The following is an 18,572-nucleotide window of genomic DNA, read 5'->3' as shown; positions in this document are numbered from 1 at the left end:
CACCGACATGACCCTGTCTCGCCGCCGCATTACCCAGGTATTGCTGGGCCTGGTCACCCTGTTGCTGGCCTCGACGCTGGTGTACCTGTACATCAAGTCGTCCCGCGACCAGACGGCCACCTATACCCATTCGCGGGATTTGATCCGCCAGCTCCAACAGCTCAATGCGCAGTGGGACAGCGAAGTGCTCAAGGCGCGGATCGCGCTGACCCACAACTACGACCCGCTGGTCGCGCCGCTCGCGCAAATGACCGGGCTATGGGACGACCTGGAAAAACGTGAGACCTATCACAGCCCCAAGGACCTGACCCGCTGGCAGGCCAGCCGGGACGCGTATCAGACGGCCATCCAGGAAAAGGCCCGGTTGGTCGACCAGTTCAAGTCCCACAACGCAGTGCTGCGCAATTCGCTGGCTTTTTTACCGACCGCCGAAGATGACATCCAGGCGCAGTTCAACCGCTTCAATGAGCACGACCGCCTGCAACTGCAGGGCGTGGCCACCGATACCTACGACCTGCTGCTCAGTAGCCTGGAGTTCGCCCAGGTCACCAGCGACGAGCGCGCCGCCGATATCCTGGTGGGCCTGGGCAAACTGGCGATCAACAAGGAGCGTTTGCCCGCCGATTTCCAGGCGCCCGTGGAGATTCTGAGCAACCATATTTCGTTGATCCTGCGCGAACAACCGGTGGTTAACGGCTTGCTGGAGCGCATAGCCGCGGTCCCGGTGGCCGAGCGCCTGGACGAGCTGACCACGCATCTCGACCAGGACCAGCAGGCGGCTGACCTTATCGACCACCAATACCACCGTTACCTGCTGGTCTTCTCGACCCTGCTGGTGGCGCTGTTGCTTTACCTGGCGGTACGCCTGCTGCGCAGTTTCGCCGAAATCAACCGGGTCAACCGCGCCTTGCATGCGGCCAATGAAACCCTGGAGCAGCGCGTGGAGCGACGCACGCAGCAGCTCAAGGATGCGCAAAGCGAACTGCTGGACAGCGCTCGCCAGGCCGGCATGGCGGAGATCGCCACCAACGTGCTGCACAACGTGGGCAACGTGCTCAACAGCGTGAATATCTCCGCCGACCTGGTCACGCGCAAGCTGCGCAGCAGCAAGGCGTTGGGCCTGGGCAAAGCCATGCAGTTGATCAACGAACACCAGGGTGACCTGGGCCGCTTTTTCACCGAGGATGAAAAGGGCAAGCTGCTGCCCGGTTACTTGAACCAGTTGGTCGAGGCGATCGCCGTCGAGCAGCAAGGGATGGCCGAGGAACTGGCGCAATTGAGCAAAAGCATCGACCACATCAAAGACATCGTCTCCACCCAACAATCCTATGCTGGCGCGGCCACGCTAAAGGAAGCGCTGCATATCGGCGCGCTGATGGACGACGCCTTGCGCATGAACGAAGGGTCGCTGAGCCGGCACAATGTCACGGTGGTCAAGCATTACGCCGAGGTGCCAGAGATCCTTGCAGACAAACACCGCTTGCTGCTGATCATGGTCAACCTGATCAGCAACGCCAAACAGGCCATGTCCAGCCTTTCCGACCGGCCACGGCAAATGACCCTCAAGGTCCTGCCACTGGATGACGGCACCTTGCAGATCAGCGTGAAGGACGAGGGTGAAGGCATACCCATAGAAAACATGACCCGCATCTTCACGCACGGCTTCACCACCCGCAAGGAAGGCCATGGCTTCGGCCTGCACAGCTGCGCCCTGGCCGCCGTGGAAATGCATGGCCAGCTCAGCGCCCACAGCGACGGGCCGGGCCAAGGCGCGGTGTTTACCTTGACGATCCCTCTTACTCTTGCCGGAAGCCCGACATGAACCAACCTCCGAACCGGCGCATCCTGTTGATCGACGACACGCCCTCGATCCATGATGATTTTCGCAAGATCCTGATGCCGACCGCTGAAGCGAACCAACTCCTGGATGACATGGAATCGGCGCTGTTCGGCGATACGGCCAAGGCCCAGGCCCAGGTTTTCGAATTGCACTCGGCCTATGGCGGCGAAGAAGGCCTTGGCCTGCTGACCACCGCCATGACGCAGAAATGCCCCTACGCGCTGGCCTTTGTCGACATGCGCATGCCCCAGGGCTGGGACGGCGCCCGCACCATCGAAGAGCTGTGGAAAGTCGACCGCGACCTGCAAGTAGTCGTGTGCACCGCGTACTCGGACTATGCCTGGGAAGACCTGCTGGAACGCCTGCACGGCCATGATCGCCTGCTGATCCTGAAAAAACCCTTCGACAACATTGAAGTCCAGCAGATGGCCAACACCCTGGCCAATAAATGGGACATGGCTCGCCGCGCTTCGCTGCAAACGGCCCACCTGGAGCATTTGGTGGAGCAACGCACACAAGCGCTGCAACTGGAAATCGACGAGCGCAAGCACCTGGAAAGCCAACTGGTGCAGTCGGAAAAACTCGCGTCGCTGGGGCAGCTCGCGGCGGGTGTCGCCCATGAGATCAACAACCCGGTGGGCTTCATTTCTTCCAACCTCAGCACACTGGACGGCTACTTCACGCAGTTGCAACAGATACTGCAAGCCTATCAAGACGCCGAGCCACTGATCGCGGCGCCGGAGCAGCGCGACCAGCTCAAGGCGCTGCGTACCGACCTCGAACTGGATTTCCTCACGGAAGACATTCCGATCCTGATCAGGGAATCCAAGGAAGGCATCGGTCGGGTGGTGCAGATCGTCAAGGACCTGAAGAACTTCTCACGGGTGGACAACGACCAGACCTGGCAATTTGCGAACCTGCAACAGGGCATCGACTCGACGCTGAACATCGTCGCCAGCGAGCTCAAATACAAGGCCGATGTAGTCAAGAACTACCAACCACTGCCGGAAATCGAATGCCTCGCCTCACAACTCAACCAGGTGGTGATGAACCTGGTGATCAACGCGGCGCAAGCCATGGGCCCGGAGCGCGGCATCATTACCATCAGCAACGGCGTGGAAGGCGAGAACATTTGGCTGGAAGTGGCGGACAACGGCTGCGGGATCGCCCCTGAAGCGCTGCAGAAAATCTTCGACCCGTTCTTCACCACCAAACCGGTGGGCGAAGGCACGGGGCTGGGGCTGTCGCTGTCTTACGGTATCGTCAAGAAACACGGCGGCACGATCGCCGTCAGCAGCGAACCGGGCAAGGGCACGACGTTTCGGGTGGTGTTGCCGATTCGGCAGACGGCGGCGTAGGACACAAAAAAAACCGGTGTTCACCGGGTCCAAATCGATTCACATAAACTCACGCGCAATGCGCAATTCGTTCGACTTCCTTGAAAATCTGCGCACCTTTGGCAATTTCGGCAGTACGCAGATCATAAGCGGTCTGCAAGTTGAGCCAGAACTGCGCGGATGTTTCCAATGCAACGGCCAAACGTAGAGCGACGTCCGCGCTGATACTGCGACGCATCAATACGATGTCGTTCACTGTCGGCGCGGAAACATGCAGCGCCCGCGCCAGAGCGGCGGCAGTGATGCCCAATGGCTCCAAGTATTCTTCCTTGAGAATTTCTCCGGGGTGCACAGGTCGCATTCCGTTCTTCAACATGATTCACCTCAGTGGTAATCCACAATTTCAACGTTTTCCGGACCGTTAGGCCCCAAATGAAACAGATCCGGAATTGACCATTGATTCGGATACTGTATTGCCCCTCTCTGTCACCGCACAACTGCTCCAGCCTGTTACCTGGCGGTGACCGCAAGTCAGCAAGTTCAACGGCTGCGTCAAGCATGCTCAGCTTTCGCTCCACCACCGAAACAATGGCAGACCAGCGCCGGGTTCGACCGGTTTCAAAAAGAGTCTTGGTATGGGTGCATTTGAAGCTTCTTATCATCGCTTAATGCTTAACGTTATTCGTTAAACAGACTGTACAGGGGTTTCTAAGATATTCAATAGGCAGTTGAAAGACACAGGTATGTAATGACGAGTGGTTGGTACACATAAAAAGCCGCTCTAGAAACCAGAGAGGCCTTCGACTGAATCCTACAAGCGTCACTCCTCGGCTTTTTTGGGGCTCGACCCAAACGAAGCAAACCGCTTGTTGAACCCCGCGATCCGGCCTTCGGCCTGGGTCTTGCGCTGCTGTCCGGTGTAAACGGGATGCGAGGCGCTGGACACGTCGAGTGGAATGTACGGGTAGGTGTTGCCGTCACTGTGTGTGTGGGTGCGATCGCTGTCGGCGGTGGAGCCGATCAGGAAGAACACGTCGGCGGCGGTGTCGTGGAACAGCACGGTACGGTAGTCGGGATGGATACCAGCTTTCATAAAGCCTCCGGGGCGTCTGGGTGCATTTGATGTGTTATACAGTAACACAAATCATGCACCCAAACGAGAACCGATTGCAATAAGCATAGAGCGCGTGGGCCTAGGCGGCTTCCTGGAAGTCCATCTCCGGTGGCTGCTGCGAGAAGCCACGGGTGAGTACGCCCAGGTAAACCAGGCCGATCGCCAGCCAACCCAGGCCGAGATACATGGCCAGGTGATCAAGGCTGATCATCAGCCACAGGTCCGCCAGCAGGCCGATGGCCGGGAATACCAGGAACAGGATCAACTCACGTACGCCGCGCTGCTTGGCGCCGATCCAGTAGTGAAAGATCACCGACAGGTTCACCAGGCTGAACGCCAGGAACGCACCGAAGTTGATGAACGACGTGGACGTGGTCACATCCAGCTTCAACGCCAGCAGCGCCACGACCGCACACAACAGGATGCTGTTGACCGGCGTGCCGAAGCGCGCATGCAAGGTGCCGAAGAACGACTTGGGCAACACGCCGTCGCGGCCCATGGCAAACAACAGGCGCGAACCACTGGCCTGGGCCGACAGCCCCGATGCGAACTGGCCAACGATCAGGCCGATAAGGAAGACCGACACAAACAAGTCGCCACCGATGTTGCGCGCGATTTCATATGCGGCCGAATCCACGTTAGTGAACTCGAACGACGGATGCGCGACCTGCACAAAGTAGGACACCGCCACGAAGATCAGCCCGCCGATGAGGGTAATCAACATGATCGCCCGGGGGATGGTGCGGCGCGGGTCGCGGGTTTCTTCGGTGAGGGTACTGACCGCGTCAAAGCCCAGGAACGAATAGCAGGCGATGGCCGCGCCGCTCATGATCAATGGCATGTGCATCTGACCGTTGAAGAACGGCGTGATGGTCCACAGTGGCTTGCTCGGATCGCCGCCGATGTAGTGGATGCACAGCGCCACGAAGGCGATCAATACCAGGAACTGCACCAGCATCAGCAAGGCATTGATGCCATTGGCCAGCTTGAGGCCGACGATATTGATGGCGCTGGTGACGCCGATGAACGCCAATACCCAGACCCACTGCGGCACCGTCGGGAATGCCGAATTGAGGTACGCCGCGCCGATCAGCCAGATGGCCATGGGCAGGAACAGGTAGTCGAGCAATACCGCCCAACCGGCAATAAACCCCAGCTTGGGGCTGATGGCCTTGCGCACGTAGGTGTAGGCGGAACCGGCCACTGGAAAGGCCGAGGCCATGCGCCCGTAGCTCATGGCGGTGAAAAACATCGCCACCAGCGCCGCCAGGTAAGCGGCGGGCACCATGCCCGCCGTGGATTGCGCCAGGATGCCGAAAGTGCCGAGCACTATGATCGGCGTCATATAAGCGATGCCGAACAGCACCACCGACCCTAATGACAGGGTGCGTTGCAAACGAGCCATGGGTAATTCTCCGCGCGATTATTAGATTTATGGCAGAACTGAAGTTGATGAAGCGTCTGTCGTTGTTTTTATGGTCTGTAGTGAGCGGGCTTGTCGAATCGTCGCACCGCCCGCGCTGGGTGGCGAAGCCGCCCCAAACCCGGACACCGTAGTTCTCACTGGAAAAGCTCAGTGCCTGAGATGGGGCGGCTTCGCCACCCAGCGCGGGACAAGCCCGCTCACTACAGGGTCAAGATCAGCCATTCATTTGGGGATCAGCAGCTCGCGCGTCCCATCGCTGCGCTCGATCACCTCACCCGGCAATTTCAAGCGCTGGTCGTCCAGGTAGCGATAGTCCTGGCGCGCCGCCGCCAGTTGGTCAAGATCCAGTTCAACCGTGAATTGCCCTTCCTCACGCCCGGCCTCGAACAGCAGCGTGCCGAACGGGTCGACCAAGGCACTGCCACCGGCGAACAACAACCCGCCATCGCCCTCTTCCACGCGGTTGACCATCAGCGCAAACGCCTGGTTTTCCTGGGCGCGAGCCATGATCGCGGTGCGGTGTGTGGGGCCGTACGGGTCCATGTTGCCGTTGGTGACGATCAGCAGCTCGGCGCCCAACTGCGCATTGGCGCGGGCGCTTTCCGGGAACTCGATGTCGTAGCAGATCAACAGGCCGACGCGTACGCCATTCCAGAGGCAGGTGGCATAGCGATCGCCTGGGCTGAAGACCCCGCGATCAGAGGCCCACAGGTGGGTCTTGCGATAACGCAGGGCAATCCCTTCGGGCGTGATCAGCAAGGTGGTGTTGTAGAATTGCCCGTCATCGCGCTCAGCCGTGCCGATCACCACCGCGATATTGCGTGCGCGGGCGGCGTCGATCACGGCCTGCACGGTGGAGCCATCCAGCGGCTCGGCGACGTCGGCGACGGTCTCCGCCGACGGGAAGCCCATCAAGTGGGTTTCCGGGAAGACGATCAGTTGCGTATCGGCCGCCGCGGCAGCGATCGCCGCCAAGGCCCGCTCAAGGTTGTAAGCTGTACCGTTATCACGGCCCGCCAACTGGGCAAATTCGACCTTCATGGGTATTCCTTGTTCTGTGTACGTGCCGCAGTATGCGCAGGCGCAACCGGCCAGGGAATCACGCGGCGGGGGTAACCCGATAGGGGTAGATCAATGACCATGTCGCTGCAGGACATCGCCTGGCACCGTTCGGTGGGGCAAATGATAGACGCCCTGGACCAGCCCAATTTCTGGACCCAGCTTGTGCGCTTGCTGGACCAGTACGTGCCGTTCGACAGTTGGGTGGTGTTGCTGTTCGCAAGCCAACATCGCCCGCTGGTATTCGCAGAATGCCCAGGCGCCGACGGCGCGCCCGACCACCTGTTCCAGGACTATCTGAACGGCCTGTACCTGCTTGACCCCTTCTATATCGCCAGCCGCGAACACACGCGCACCGGGCTGTTTCGCCTGGCCGAGGTGGCGCCGGAGCACTTCGAACTCACCGAGTACTACCAGCGTTATTTCCGCCTGAACGTGGTGGCCGATGAAATCCAGTTCAATTGCCACCTGCCGGATGGGCGTACCCTGTGCCTGTCCCTGGGCTCCAGGCAGCGTTTCGACCCGGCGCAAATCGCCCTGCTGTCGCTGATCCAGCCCTGGGTGCTGGGCCTGTTGCGCCAGCGCCTGCCCTATGAATTGAACCAGGTCAGCGCCCCGCAGCCGCCGATCCAGAATGATGGCTGGGGCGCGCAGCTCACAGCGCGCGAGCTGGATGTGGGGCGCTTGATGCTCAGCGGCTGCTCCAGCAAGGAAATCGCGCGCAAGCTGGAAATCTCCGTTGAAACCGTGAAAGTCCATAAGAAACACATGTACAGCAAGCTGGGGATCAAATCCCAGTCAGAGCTGTTCTCGATCTTTCTACAGGCGCAAAACGCCTAGCCGATGAGTCCGAACCCAGGAACCCCGTATGAGCCTGTCTTTACTGAGCCGTTACGCCTTCTTTGCTGTGTGCGTCATCTTTACCCTCGCCAGCCTTCCCTTCATCGGGCATGAATGGCTGTGGCCCTTCACCCTGATCACCGGCGTACTGAGCCTGATCGGCATTTTCGACCTGCTGCAAAGCCCTCATGCGGTGCGCCGCAACTACCCGATCCTGGGCAATATCCGCTACCTGGTCGAAGCCATCCGCCCGGAAATCCGCCAATACCTGCTCGAATCCGACAGCGACGCCCTGCCCTTCTCCCGGGCCCAGCGCTCGCTGGTCTATTCGCGCGCCAAGAATGAAACCGCCGACAAACCCTTCGGCACCCTGATCGACGTGTACCAGTCCGGCTTCGAGTTCATCGGCCACTCCATGCGCCCCGCGCCGCTCAGCGACCCGAGCGCCTTCCGCGTGATCGTCGGCGGGCCGCAGTGCACGCAGCCGTATTCGGCGTCGGTGTTCAATATCTCGGCGATGAGCTTCGGCTCGCTGAGCGCCAACGCGATTCGCGCGTTGAACCAGGGCGCCAAGCTGGGCAATTTCGCCCATGACACCGGCGAAGGCAGCATCAGCCCCTACCACCGTGAACATGGCGGCGACCTGACCTGGGAACTGGGCAGCGGCTACTTCGGCTGCCGCACCAGCGACGGCCGTTTCGACCCGGAACGCTTCGCCGTGCAAGCGCGGGACCCGCAGGTGCGCATGATCGAAATCAAGATGAGCCAGGGGGCCAAACCCGGGCATGGCGGGATCCTGCCCAAGCACAAGGTCACCCGGGAAATCGCCGACACCCGCGGCATCATGATGGGCGAAGACTGCATCTCGCCCTCGCGCCACAGTGCGTTTTCCACCCCGCTCGAGCTGATGCAGTTCATCGCCAAACTGCGCGAACTGTCCGGCGGCAAACCGGTGGGTTTCAAGTTCTGCCTGGGCCACCCGTGGGAGTTCATGGGCATCGCCAAGGCTATGCTCGAAACCGGCATCCTCCCGGATTTTATCGTGGTCGACGGCAAGGAAGGCGGCACCGGCGCCGCGCCGGTGGAGTTCACCGACCATATCGGCGTGCCGCTGCGCGAAGGGCTGCTGTTCGTGCACAACACCCTGGTGGGCCTGAACCTGCGTGACAAGATCAAGCTCGGCGCCAGCGGCAAGATCGTCAGCGCGTTCGACATCGCCAGCGTCCTGGCCATCGGCGCCGACTGGGCCAACTCGGCGCGCGGCTTCATGTTTGCCATCGGCTGCATCCAGTCGCAAAGCTGCCACACCAACAAATGCCCGACCGGCGTCGCCACCCAGGACCCGTTGCGCCAGCGCGCCTTGGTAGTGCCGGACAAGGCCCAGCGCGTGTTCAATTTCCACCGCAACACCCTCAAGGCATTGGCGGAAATGCTCGCCGCTGCCGGTCTCGATCATCCGTCACAGCTGTCGGCCAAGCATTTGGTGCGGCGCATGTCGGCGAGCGAGATCAAGTTGTTCTCGCAGTTGCATGTGTTCTTAAAGCCTGGGGAGCTGCTGACCGGGGAAGTGAACGGCGCGTTTTATTCGCGCATGTGGCAGATGGCGCGGGCGGATAGTTTTGAGCCGCAGGAAGTCGTGGCGGCCTGATCCAGGCCCTACTCAGCCTGCCCGCTTTGGGCAGGCAATCGAGACATTCAGAAATACCCAGCCTTTTGCAATTGTTTAAAAATACCGCCAACCTGCGCCCGCCCAAGCGTGGCGTTTAAATCAGCCACGCCCCGTTGTCATCAATAAACCTTTTGTTCAAGAGCCCGCTGCCATGCTGAACGGACGCGACCCGCGCATCGATTTTTTTCGGGGCCTGGCGTTGATCTTCATTTTCTGGGATCACGTGCCCCACAACCCCCTCGGCCAGATCACCTTGCGCAACCTCGGTTTCAGCGATGCGGCGGAGGTGTTTGTGTTCCTTGCCGGTTTTGCCTCGGTGATGGCCTACGGCAAAGTGCTGCAACGCGAGGGCTACTGGATGGCCTGCCTGAAAATCCTGCGGCGCACCTGGGTGCTCTACGTGGTGCACATCTTTTTGCTGGCGATGCTGATGGGCATCGTGTTTTTCGCCAACAGCCATGTAGAAACCCGCGACCTGGTGCAAGAGATGGGCATGACCCATTTCATCACGCATCCGCAGCAAGCCCTGCTCGATGAACTGCTGCTGCGCTTCAAGCCCAACCTGATGGACCCGTTGCCGCTGTACATCGTGTTGCTGGCCAGCCTGACGCTGGTGTTGCCGTTGATGCTGCGTAAACCCTGGGCGGTGGTGGCGGTGTCATTGGCGGTGTACCTGCTGGCGCCCTGGATGGGCTGGAACCTTCGGGCGATCGAAGATGGCGTGTGGTATTTCAACCCGGTGACCTGGCAATTGCTGTTTGTGCTGGGCGGCGCGGCGGCCATTCGCAGCGGGCAACCGAGGCCGCTCGACACCCGGCACTTGCCGCGCCAGCCGCTGTTCATGGCTGCGGTGATGTACGTGCTGGTGACCGGCATCATCACCCTGTCGTGGCGCTGGCCGCACCTGCATGACGCAGTGATGCCAAGCCTGATAAGCGACCTGATCTACCCGATCAGCAAGACCGACCTGTCGCCCGTGCGCCTGCTGCACTTCCTCGCCCTGGCCTATGTCACCGCCAAGCTGTTGCCCGGCGACGCCTGGACGCACAACCCGCTGGCCGCGCAGGTGTGCCGCATGGGGCGTTATTCCCTGGAAATCTTCTGCCTGGGCGTGCTGCTTGCGCCGCTGGCCGACATGCTCAATGCCATGGCCGGCGATGCGCTGGCGATGCAACTGCTCACCGCTTGGGTGGGGGTGATGCTGATGGCTGCGCTGGGCGCCTGGCTGGAGTTCAATAAACGCCTGAGCCTGCCCCGCGCTACATAGCTAGCGCCCGACGCACACGGGCAGGTGCTTCCATTTCCTTCCACATTTTCCAGTGAAAGGAAGCGGCACATGCCCGACCCATCTCCCGTCAACGGCCTGACCGGCCACTTGCAGTCCAGCGAATCCTGGGGCCGGCAACAGGCCCTGGAAATGCTGCGCCAGAACCTCACGCAGAACCTCAGTACCCTGACGCTCGCGCAACAGCACGAGTATGTGCGGCTGCAACGCGAGGCCCTCGCCGCACACCACGCGGTGCAAGCCGAAAACACCGCCCTGGTTGAAGGGTTCACGACCCGTGGCCTGGCTCAATTGCGCAACAAGCTCGGCGGCCTCGACCCCCAGGCGGTCTTCCTCAACACCCGCTACCTGGAAAAACTCGAGGCACCGTTGCCCTGGGAGCCCCGCGGCAGCGCCGGTAACGAGTTGGCGCGCGCACCGCGCTTTCGCCGCGCCGTCGACGAATGGCACTATCGCACCCACGTATCCAGGCTCTCGCTGTGGGACGCCGCGTGCCTGAATTTCGATTTCGATACCGGCACTCCCCAGGCCTCGGGACACAGCTTTGTGGATGCGTCCTACCTCACCGGCGTGGATGAAAAACAGCTGAGCGTCAGCCAATTCATCGCCATCAGCCGCGAACTCGACCTCGGCGGCCAACTGCACACGACGTTGACCGAGGCTTTGGGCGTCGGCGGCAAAATGGCCGGCCTGATTGAAACCAGCGCACGCCAGCACCTGTTATTCGAAGCATTGGGGGCGTATCGCAACCGCGCCAACACAGGCGTGGACCAACACCTATACGAATCCCTGGTGGGCGCCATCGACGGCAGCGGCACCGCCTTGGCGTTCGACACCCTGAGCATGGACCTGGACTTGACGATCCTGCCCGCCGTGCCGTTCACGCCCTCGGGCAACCGGGTCGCGGTGCCGCTGTTGCTGATCGAGGTGGGCAGCCTGGGCGTGGTGTCGTATTTCCCATTTCGTCCTACTGGCGCCTTGCGTTATCACCACGACGCCAAAACAGCCGGTGCGCACTTCGTTGCCGACCTCAAGGCCAGTTATCGCGATGGCGACCTGGGCTGGTTTTCGCGGCAATTGCCGGTCACCGAAATCAACCAGTTCAAGCGCCTGCTGCACCAGGAACCTCGCCCGCAAGGCCTGAGCCTGGTGGCGGGTTACCTCTACGACGCCTTCCATGCGCTGTTCCCCGCAAAAACCCTGGATCACCTGCACTTTGTCAAAGACCCGAAGCCCGCCCGCACGCCAACCCTGGTGCAAGCGCTCGGTTATCGCCATATCCAGCAATACCAGGCCAACCTGGGCATGCTCGCCACCCAGCGCTCGGAGCGCGACCTGCAAGGCGTGATCGACGGTACCGCGTCGATCGCCAACGAGATCATGGAACTGCTGATGACGCCAATGCCCGGTGGCGTCAGCGGCTTGAACCGAGTGATGCAGGCGGTGGTGTTCGGCAACCTTGCGTACAGCCTGATCATCGGCGCCAGCGAAGCGGCCAAGGGCCAGGCCAGTGATTTCGCCGCCGCCATGGCCGATGTCGCGGACCTTGCGATCAATGGCCTGCTGATCTCCACCGCCGGGCGCGTGCACCGCCGACGTATCGAGAGCCTGATGCAGCGCCTGGGCGACCCGCGCAAAGTGCTGCATGCCGACGGCACCGAGAAGCTCTGGAAGCCCGATATCCACCCCTATGCCATTGCCGACCAGCGCCTGCTCGATGGCCGCATGCCCAATGCCCAGGGCCTGTACCTGGTCAACGCAGAACACTACGCACGTATCCAGCAAGGCGGGCAACAGATTGTCGCCAGCGTGCGCCCCGACCCCAAGACCATGGGCTTTGTGCTCAAGACCAAAGATGGCAACGGCTTCGCGGCACCGATTGTGTTCGAACCCAAACACCAGGCATGGGTGTTGGACCTGCATGGTACCGGCCAACTGTCCGACGCCCAGTTGCTCTCGCAGCTATTGCCCGAGGGTGACGCCCCTGTGCCCGACACGCATCTGCACAGCCTGTTGCGCAGCACCAGCGTGTCGCGCAATACCCTTGAGCGCATCTGGGCGGGCGAGCCACCGCCAGTCAACCTGATCGAAGCGAGCTGGCGCGTGCAGGTCGACCGAATGATCGAGCAACTGGGCCGTGGTTTCCATCGCGGCGGCGCGCTGCCTGCCCATGCCGACAGCGCCGTATTGAGCCTGTTGACCCAGCTCCCTACATGGCCGGCCAAGGCGGTCATCCACGTGTATGACACCAGCGCCAACCTGCTGCAAAGCCATGCCGCGCACGACAGCGCCCAACAACCGATCAACCTCAAGCGCAAGGCCGACGGCAGCTACATCGCCCTGGACGCACCGGACACAAGCGTAGCCACACAGGAATCGCTGTTCGAATTGATCCTGCGCCAGCAACCGCCCACCTCGACCCTCGGCAGAGAAGGCAGCCCGCAGCTCACCGAATCCCAGCGTATCTCGCGCCTGCGTGTGCAAATCAGCGCGTTGGCCAACCGCGAGCGTATCCGGCTGTTCACGGCCCTGACGCGTTACGCCGGCTATGGGCGGCATCAGGTGCCAGCGGATGAGCCGGCGCGCGTATTCGTGCCGCTCAAGGCGGCGTTCGACAGCGTCGAAGTCACGCCATTGCTGAGCAAACTGCACGCCGAATTCGCGCCTTTGACCCACGCCAACCTTAAACGGTTACTGGAGCAGAAGCCGCTGAGCGAGTCGCAGCAAGCGACTTACCTCAAGCAGGCGCAACTGCCCCGCTCGGTGCGCGAATACTTCGAACAACATCGCACGGCACTGCGCATCGATGCAGTGATCGACGGCCTGTACCATGCCCGTGCGTTCAACCACGACACCGACCTGTGGGCGCGGGAATTTACCCGCAGCCTGCTGCTCGAGCGCCTGGATCGCCACGTCGTGGTCACCGAAATGGCGGACGGGCCGCCAAGCAATCGCTACCAGAGCAGCGGCCCCGACGACACCACCGTCGAACTGCTGCACTACGGCGACGGTCGCTACGAAGCCTACGACATGCGCAACGCCGGGCCGATTCCGGTGGCGCCGCCGGTGGACAGTTTCTACCTGGCCATCGCTTCGGTGCTGCAACCCCATGAACGCACCCTGCTGGGCATGACCAGCGCCACGGACGCGCAAGGTCTGCGCACGACCCTTGGCGACGTGATGAGCGAACGCCGCAGCCCAGCCGGGTTGGTGCGCCTGCTCGATGAATCGCTGGGGCAATACCAGCAGAACCCGCTGCTGCCCGGCGATCTGCACGCCAACCCCGAAGGTCTGTACGAATGGCAAGGCAGCCTGTTGCTACCGTTATACGGCGCCTTTTACCCGGCGGTTCACGACCCGGAGGTGGGCAAGTGGCGCCTCAAACACCCGCAGAAGGTCGGCGTCGACACCCCGCGCCTGACCCACAACCGCCACGGCGCCTGGCGCCTGGAGAGCGAAAACCCGTTGGCCTGGGACGATCACCACCTGTTCTCGCGCCTGGGCAGCGCCGACTTCAACGTCGACCAGACAACAGCCGAGCGCATCCTCAAGCTCACCGACACTCCGGCCCGCGCCTTGCGGGAAGTGCATTGCGCCAACCTGGCGCCGCCCCCGCTGCTCAAAGACAGCAGCAAGCGCTTTGCGATCGAGCGGCAGATCCTGCACTTTATCCAGGCCATGAGCACCTACTCGGCCGGCCGCACGGCACGGCCATCGCTGCAATTGCTGCTGGCGTGCGCCCTGCCGCAATGGCCGCGAAGCCATGTGCTGCAAATCCACGACGACAGCGGCCGCACGGTGTCGCATTACCCGTCGGCCAATGCCGACGCGGTGCACAAGGTGCGGCTGTCGCAAGCGCAAAGCCGCAGCCTCGAACCGCTGCTCTCTCTGGTGCGCGACGATGCACTGACCCAAGCCCTGCTCGGCGAACTGCCCGAAGGCCAGGCCGAGCGCCTGTTCAAGCTGGCGCAAAAAATCGCCGAACACGCCGACCACGAGCGCACCCAATTGTTCGACATGCTCTACACCCAGAGCGAACGCAGCGCTAACGACCTGCACAACCGCTTACGCCAGCACCATCCGCAGTTGCCCGCCAGTGCGATCCAGGCCCTGCTCGACCACGCCAGCCCCGCCGAACTCAAGGAGTTGCAGGACAAGGACCGCGTACCGCTACGCCTCAAGGAACAGGCACGGCTGACCGCCAATGACACGCGCCTGAACCGCGCCTTCGAAGGCCTGTACCTGACGACCCTGTACAACCCCGACAGCGAAAAAATCATGCTGCATGCACTCAAGCATCTTGCCGCCTGGCCAGCCGAGGTGCGCCTGGACATTCACCAGGGCAGCGCCGCCGGGCCACTGCTGGAAAGCGCCGGGGTGCTGGCGGGCAGCGAGCGCAAGCGGCTTGCGCGAGTGGACGGGCGGTACCGCGCCTACGACGCCGAAGGCCTGCTGATCAGTGACCTGGGCGCCCCCGCCACTGACCTGCTCACCGCCCTCTGGCGCGTATTGAGTGACCCTCAACGTAAAGCCCTGGGCCTGGACGACAGCGCAGACGTGACAGCCCTGCGTGAGTCAATTGCCGATTGGGCGCTGAATCAGCGTATCGCGATCAAAAGCCTGCTCGGCTTGCCGCACATCCCTTATTGGCTGCAACCGCCGATGCAGGTTCACAGTTCATTTGTCGCCTACCCCTTCAGCCTGCGCAATCTGTGGCCGTTCGGCGGCGGCCAGGCGATAGACCTGGTGAGCAAGGCGCGCGAACTGTTCCCACAAATGGACCGCTTCACCGCCCAGCAATTCATCGATTCCCTGGGCATGAGCGAACCGGCGGCGCTGCTGGAACTGGAGCGGCGCAAGGCGCAATACCAGGCGCTTGAATTCGGCCTGGAACGCTGGGCAACCGCCGAGCACGCCAACGACCCTGAGGGCCTGTACCTCGGACACCGACGCTTGGCCGCGCAGAACATCCTGCGCGCCTGGCGCCGGGAGACACGTCGGGTCATTGCCAACGGCTTGTTCGATGCCCACAGCCTGGAGTTGCAATTCAACGGCAACCCCTGGCCGGACGCAGACTTCATCCTGAACGCCCGTGGCTTCGAACACATTGAGTATTTGAAAATTTCCGGCAACGGCTTTCCGGCCAACGCAGACGCCTTCCTCGGTAAATTCTCCCATCTCAAGGCACTGACCCTGGACTGCATGCTCACTCACCTGCCTGACAGCATCACCGCCATGACCCAACTGGAACACCTGGAACTGAGCGACAACCTGATCGTCCTCACCGAAGACTCACGGCGGCGCCTCAACGGGCTGACGCACCTGGAAGTGCTGAACCTGGACGGCAATCCCCTGGGATTGACGCCGGACGTCTCGGGCATGCACGCGCTACGCAACCTGGAACTGCAACGAACCGGCATCAGCCAATGGCCCAGCGGTGCCGAGCGCATGACGCACTTGCACAGCCTGTTGCTACAGGACAACGAGATCACCCATGTGCCCGAAGCGCTGTTCACCGATCCCGACATGCATCAGGCCAACCGTGGCACCGTACTGCATGAAAATCCCTTGAACGCCGCCAGCCTGAACCGGTTGACGGAATACAACCTGCGAACCCGCGTGTCGCTCGGTGGCCTGTTACCTGGCACCTTGCATACGCCCGCGTCCCCTGACGACGTCGACAAGTGGTTGCTGGGCGTGCCCACGGTCGACCATGCACAACGTAGAACCGTCTGGGAGCAACTGCGCAACCATGAAGGCGCCAGCCCCAACGATGCGTTCCAGGTATTGCGGGACTTGGTGAAGGCCTACGATTACCAGCACAACACCCAGGCCTTTGTCGCCCGCGTGTGGCGCCTGCTCCAGGGCATGGCCGAATCCCATGAGCTTCGCGAAGATATCTTCCTCAACACCTATGTCTCCGGCACCTGCGGTGATGGTGCAATCCTGGTATTTATCGATATGGAATTGCGCCACAGGCAATACCAGGCCATGGCCCAACCGAGCACCCATCAGGCCGACCGCGAGTTGCTCGCCCTGGCCCACGGACTGTTCTACTTGCGCAAGCTCGACCAATTGGCCGAAGACCATTTGCGCAGGCTGCGCTTCGCCGGCAGCAGGCCCGATGACGCAGAGGTCAAGCTGTACCTGCGCCTGCACTTCGCTGAGGACTTCAACCTGCCGATACTCGAGGAAAATCGCCTGTACAGCCCGGGTAGCGCGCTGACCGAGCAGGACTTGGCGGATATCCGAGGCACTATGGAGCAAGTGAAAGCCTCCAACGAAGTGGAGAGTTCAGTGCGCAAGGAGCCATTCTGGATCAAGTACCTGGCGCGCAATGTCCCGCAACCCTTCGCCACTATCGAGGATACGGCGCGCGCCAAACTTGACGCGTTGAAGCTGGAAATCCCCGATACCCTGTCGCTGGAGTATCAGGAACGTCGCCAGTCCATCAGGGAGGTCACGGCCGCCGAACATGAGCGCCTGGTCGACCAATTGACCCGTGCGGCCCAAAGCGGGACGCAACGGGCCGATAACCCTCAGGCCGATTGACGGGCAGTCGCAACGGTATCGGTCGGTTGCAGCTTGAACACGTAGAACAGCACAGTCAGCAGCACCAGGAACGCCGGCCCCACATACAGCGCCACGCGGGTGTCCGGGAAGTACGCCATCAGCCCGACCACCAGTACCAGGAACGCCAGCGCCAGGTACGAGCTGACCGGGAACAGCCACATGCGGTACTTGAGCCCGGCCCGCTCGGCGGGGCTCAGGCCGTTGCGGAACCTGAGCTGGGCCAGCAGGATCATGGCCCAGGTCCAGATCGCGCCGAAGGTGGCAATCGAGGTCACCCAGACGAAGACTTTTTCCGGCACCAGGTAGTTGAGCAATACACCCAGGAGCAAGGCGAAGATCGACAACAGCAGTGCCTTGCGCGGTACGCCGTTGCTGGAGGTGGTACCGAAAGCGGCCGGCGCCTGGCCGTTCTGCGCCAGGCTGTAGAGCATGCGCCCGGTGCTGAAGATGCCGCCGTTGCACGACGACAGCGCGGCGGTGATCACCACGAAATTGATAATGCCCGCGGCGGTCTTGATGCCCAGGCGCTCGAAGGTCATCACGAACGGGCTACCCTGGGTGCCGATTTCGTTCCACGGGTAGATCGACAGGATCACGAACAGCGCGCCGACGTAGAACAACAGGATGCGCCAGAACACCGAGCCGATGGCGCTGGGGATGGTCTTCTGCGGGTTGCGTGCTTCACCGGCGGTGAGGCCGATCATCTCCACGCCGAGGTAGGCGAACATCACCATCTGCAACGACATCAGCACGCCGGTCACGCCATTGGGCATGAAGCCGCCGTGGGCCCACAGGTTGGAAATGCCCAGGGCCACGCCGTCATTGCCAAAGCCGAACGCGATGATGCCGACGCCGCCGATGACCATCGCAATGATCGTGACGATCTTGATCAGCGCGAACCAGAATTCGAATTCACCAAAGGCCTTTACGGCGATCAGGTTGATCGTGCCCATGCTGATCAAAGCCGCCAGGGCCCAGATCCAGCGCGGCGTGTCCGGGAACCACACGCCCATGTACACCGCCACGGCGGTGATTTCCGCGACGCAGGTCACCAGCCACAGGAACCAGTAGTTCCAGCCGGTGAGAAAGCCCGCCAAGGGGCCGAGGTAGTCCTGGGCGTAACGGCTGAACGAACCGGCGACCGGGTTGTGCACGGCCATTTCGCCGAGGGCGCGCATGATCACCAGGATCGCCAGGCCGCCAATGATGTACGACAGCATGATCGCCGGGCCGGCCATTTCGATGGCCTTGGCCGAGCCGAGAAACAGGCCGACGCCAATACAGGCGCCAAGGGCCATGAGGCGAATATGGCGTTCACCGAGTTCGCGCTTGAGCGGGCCGCCTTGAGCGGTGTCGTCATGGGGCAGGGGTTTGCCAACGGGCATAGGGGTACAACCTCATCTTGTTATTGGAATGTCCCTTGAGTTTC

The 18,572-nt window shown here is 61.7% G+C and carries 11 protein-coding genes and 1 pseudogene; 6 read left to right on the top strand and 6 right to left on the bottom strand.

Annotated features, from left to right (window positions below; translation table 11 throughout):
- Positions 1-7 precede the first annotated feature (7 nt).
- Entirely contained in the window at positions 8-1,822 is a 1,815-nt protein-coding gene (locus BLL36_RS10595) for a DAHL domain-containing protein (protein WP_076951375.1), read from the top strand.
- Complete coding sequence (locus BLL36_RS10590; RefSeq protein ID WP_076951374.1) at positions 1,819-3,198, top strand: ATP-binding protein; 1,380 nt, start codon at positions 1,819-1,821, stop codon at positions 3,196-3,198. Before BLL36_RS10595 ends, BLL36_RS10590 begins: the two co-directional genes overlap by 4 nt.
- A gap of 49 nt (positions 3,199-3,247) precedes the next feature.
- Here BLL36_RS10590 and BLL36_RS10585 read toward each other — a convergent pair whose 3' ends face one another.
- From BLL36_RS10585 to BLL36_RS10565, 5 genes and pseudogenes are all read right to left on the bottom strand, one after another.
- Positions 3,248-3,553, bottom strand: coding sequence for a HigA family addiction module antitoxin (locus BLL36_RS10585; protein ID WP_076951373.1), 306 nt, complete (start codon positions 3,551-3,553; stop codon positions 3,248-3,250).
- Positions 3,554-3,561: 8 nt separating this feature from the next.
- Positions 3,562-3,839, bottom strand: a pseudogene (locus BLL36_RS10580) (type II toxin-antitoxin system RelE/ParE family toxin).
- Between the two features lie 158 nt (positions 3,840-3,997).
- Positions 3,998-4,270 carry a type B 50S ribosomal protein L31 gene (locus tag BLL36_RS10575; protein ID WP_076951372.1) on the bottom strand — a complete coding sequence of 91 codons (273 nt, stop codon included), beginning with the start codon at positions 4,268-4,270 and terminating at the stop codon, positions 3,998-4,000.
- Between the two features lie 100 nt (positions 4,271-4,370).
- Positions 4,371-5,696 (bottom strand): APC family permease, encoded by a 1,326-nt coding sequence (locus BLL36_RS10570; protein ID WP_076951371.1) that lies wholly within the window; start codon positions 5,694-5,696, stop codon positions 4,371-4,373.
- A gap of 243 nt (positions 5,697-5,939) precedes the next feature.
- Positions 5,940-6,758 (bottom strand): carbon-nitrogen hydrolase family protein, encoded by an 819-nt coding sequence (locus tag BLL36_RS10565; protein ID WP_076951370.1) that lies wholly within the window; start codon positions 6,756-6,758, stop codon positions 5,940-5,942.
- A 93-nt stretch (positions 6,759-6,851) separates the two neighbouring features.
- Here BLL36_RS10565 and BLL36_RS10560 point away from each other — a divergent pair, with 93 nt between their 5' ends.
- The 4 genes from BLL36_RS10560 to BLL36_RS10545 all read left to right on the top strand — a co-directional run bounded on the left by BLL36_RS10560 (position 6,852) and on the right by BLL36_RS10545 (position 17,122).
- The gene (locus BLL36_RS10560; RefSeq protein WP_076951369.1) at positions 6,852-7,616 is read left to right on the top strand and encodes a helix-turn-helix transcriptional regulator; all 765 of its coding nucleotides are present in this window, start codon (positions 6,852-6,854) and stop codon (positions 7,614-7,616) included.
- A gap of 28 nt (positions 7,617-7,644) precedes the next feature.
- On the top strand, positions 7,645-9,264 hold the full coding sequence (locus BLL36_RS10555; RefSeq protein WP_076951368.1) for an FMN-binding glutamate synthase family protein: 1,620 nt from the start codon (positions 7,645-7,647) through the stop codon (positions 9,262-9,264).
- Between the two features lie 172 nt (positions 9,265-9,436).
- Positions 9,437-10,552: an OpgC family protein gene (locus BLL36_RS10550; protein ID WP_076951367.1), complete on the top strand. Its 1,116-nt coding sequence runs from the start codon at positions 9,437-9,439 to the stop codon at positions 10,550-10,552.
- A 69-nt stretch (positions 10,553-10,621) separates the two neighbouring features.
- Positions 10,622-17,122, top strand: a complete 6,501-nt coding sequence (locus tag BLL36_RS10545; protein ID WP_076951366.1) for an NEL-type E3 ubiquitin ligase domain-containing protein — start codon at positions 10,622-10,624, stop codon at positions 17,120-17,122.
- On the opposite strand, the gene BLL36_RS10540 is transcribed toward BLL36_RS10545, so the two are convergent.
- A complete protein-coding gene (locus BLL36_RS10540; RefSeq protein WP_076951365.1) occupies positions 17,110-18,528 on the bottom strand; it encodes an amino acid permease in 1,419 nt (472 codons plus the stop codon). The genes BLL36_RS10545 and BLL36_RS10540 overlap by 13 nt on opposite strands.
- Positions 18,529-18,572 lie beyond the last annotated feature (44 nt).

Origin of the sequence: Pseudomonas cedrina subsp. cedrina (assembly GCF_001983175.1) — a bacterium.
In the GTDB taxonomy this organism is placed as follows: Bacteria; Pseudomonadota; Gammaproteobacteria; order Pseudomonadales; family Pseudomonadaceae; genus Aquipseudomonas; species Aquipseudomonas cedrina.
This window is presented reverse-complemented; position numbering and strand designations above follow the sequence as displayed.

Excerpts from the sequence above, each read along its gene's own strand:
- BLL36_RS10550 (WP_076951367.1), top strand. The coding sequence starts at position 9,437 with ATGCTGAACGGACGCGACCCGCGCATCGATTTTTTTCGGGGCCTGGCG.
- BLL36_RS10595 (WP_076951375.1), top strand. The coding sequence starts at position 8 with ATGACCCTGTCTCGCCGCCGCATTACCCAGGTATTGCTGGGCCTGGTC.
- BLL36_RS10565 (WP_076951370.1), bottom strand. The coding sequence starts at position 6,758 with ATGAAGGTCGAATTTGCCCAGTTGGCGGGCCGTGATAACGGTACAGCT.
- BLL36_RS10540 (WP_076951365.1), bottom strand. The coding sequence starts at position 18,528 with ATGCCCGTTGGCAAACCCCTGCCCCATGACGACACCGCTCAAGGCGGC.
- BLL36_RS10560 (WP_076951369.1), top strand. The coding sequence starts at position 6,852 with ATGACCATGTCGCTGCAGGACATCGCCTGGCACCGTTCGGTGGGGCAA.
- BLL36_RS10590 (WP_076951374.1), top strand. The coding sequence starts at position 1,819 with ATGAACCAACCTCCGAACCGGCGCATCCTGTTGATCGACGACACGCCC.
- BLL36_RS10585 (WP_076951373.1), bottom strand. The coding sequence starts at position 3,553 with ATGTTGAAGAACGGAATGCGACCTGTGCACCCCGGAGAAATTCTCAAG.
- BLL36_RS10545 (WP_076951366.1), top strand. The coding sequence starts at position 10,622 with ATGCCCGACCCATCTCCCGTCAACGGCCTGACCGGCCACTTGCAGTCC.
- BLL36_RS10570 (WP_076951371.1), bottom strand. The coding sequence starts at position 5,696 with ATGGCTCGTTTGCAACGCACCCTGTCATTAGGGTCGGTGGTGCTGTTC.
- BLL36_RS10575 (WP_076951372.1), bottom strand. The coding sequence starts at position 4,270 with ATGAAAGCTGGTATCCATCCCGACTACCGTACCGTGCTGTTCCACGAC.
- BLL36_RS10555 (WP_076951368.1), top strand. The coding sequence starts at position 7,645 with ATGAGCCTGTCTTTACTGAGCCGTTACGCCTTCTTTGCTGTGTGCGTC.